At 63.9% G+C, this 1,625-nt stretch carries 1 protein-coding gene; it reads right to left on the bottom strand.

The features are described from left to right. A protein-coding gene (locus FQ746_RS24555) for an IS3 family transposase (protein ID WP_409932423.1) occupies window positions 1-1,549 on the bottom strand; the annotation gives its coding sequence in 2 pieces (ribosomal slippage) (window positions 1-1,081 and window positions 1,081-1,549; 1,550 coding nt annotated over the 2 pieces). This gene is flagged as partial in the annotation. Window positions 1,550-1,625: the final 76 nt, after the last annotated feature.

The following is a 1,625-nucleotide window of genomic DNA, read 5'->3' as shown; positions in this document are numbered from 1 at the left end:
TACGCCACCTGCTGATACATTCGGGCTGAGGCGAGGGCGCGCTCCGGATTCAGATAGACCACGTCTTCCAGATGCCAGTTACGGATGGCTCCTGACCAGCGCATCGGATTCTGCAGGCGTGCGCTGTTGTACAGTGCACGCCTGCGATCCAGCAACCCGCTGGCTTCGCCTCGATGCCGCTGGGACGGGCTGACATATTTCAGTCCGCTGTGGCAGTGCTCTTCGTTGTACCACTGCACGAAGCGCTGCACCCATTGCCGCGCAGCCTCCAGCGTGTCGAACGGCTGTTCGGGCCATAACGGACAGTACTTCGCGGTTCGGAACAGCGATTCGGCAAACGCGTTGTCGTTACTGACGCGCGGCCGGCTGAACGACGGCTGCACGCCCAGATCGATCATGGCCGCGCGCATCGTGGCGCCCTTCATTGCACTGCCGTTATCCGAATGCAGCACCAGCGGACGCCCGGCGATGGCTTCGCGCAGACACCCTTTGGTCAGCAGCTCGCCCGCGTGCTCGGCCGACTCCTGCTCCCACACCTCGTTCATCACCAGCTTGCGGCTGTAGATGTCCTTCATCATGTACCAGTAGAAGTACCGGCCCCTGACCGTGGTCGGCATCCACGTGATGTCCCAGCACCACACCTGGTTCGGGCCATCGGCACGATGCGTGGTGAGCGTGCGTCGTTGCGGCGCGCGTGCGCGGCCACGGCGCTGACCCTGTCCCGCGGCTTTCAGTAGCCGGTAGAACGTCGATTCGGAAGCCAGATAAATCCCTTCATCGGCCAGCTTCGGCACGATCTGGTGCGGCGTCAGACTGGCGTAACCCGGACGGTTGGCCGCCTCGAGCACCGCCTGACGTTCCGCTTCACTCAGGCGGTTCGGTGGTGCGGCACGCCGCGCCTGGGCTCGCCCATCCTGCGGCGACAGGCGCCAGCGCTGGACGCTGCGCACGCTGAGCCCCAGCTGCTCGCACGCACGCGAGCGGCGCGCGCCCTGCCGGACCGCTTCATCGATCAGTTGCATGGCTTCTTCGCGATCCGGGCGGCTGATCAGTCTTCCTCTTCCTTGCCCCAGATCGCGTCGGCTTTTTTTCGCAGATTCAGCAATGCTGCCGCCTCCGCACGGGCCGCGTCAGCGCGTTTGAGCTGGCGCTCCAGTTCGCGGATACGCTTTTGCGCCGCCTTCGCCTCATTGCGCTGCGCGGCCGTGAGTGTCGTCTCGCCTGCCGCGTTAGCCTGCTCGCACGCCTCGCGCCACTGGCGGATCTGCTCGGGATAAATGCCCCGGCTACGGCAGTACTCCGAGATTTCCGTCTCGTTGAGCGACGCGGTCTCCAGCACCACCCTGAACTTCCCGGCGCTCGACCACTGACTGCTGGATCTGCCATTACCCGGCATCGATTTCCCTGCCTCTGCTGCACGTTGCCGCCAGGTCCGCAGCGTCACCGTGGTGATGCCCGTCGCACCCGCAAGCTCGACAATCGCTCGGTTGAACGGCGGCATCATCTGTTGAATTACCCATTCCCGGGTCTCTGCTGAATAGCGTTTCATCTTCCATTCGCTGTCCGCCCCCCAATCTTTACATCAATCGGTTCGGGTGAGGCGACAACTAGCCTGACATGGAGGG

The sequence above is a fragment of the Paraburkholderia sp. BCC1886 genome (assembly GCF_900996245.1).
GTDB lineage: Bacteria > Pseudomonadota > Gammaproteobacteria > Burkholderiales > Burkholderiaceae > Paraburkholderia.
The sequence above is the reverse complement of the archived record's forward strand: the minus strand, read 5'-3'. Positions and strand labels throughout refer to the sequence as shown.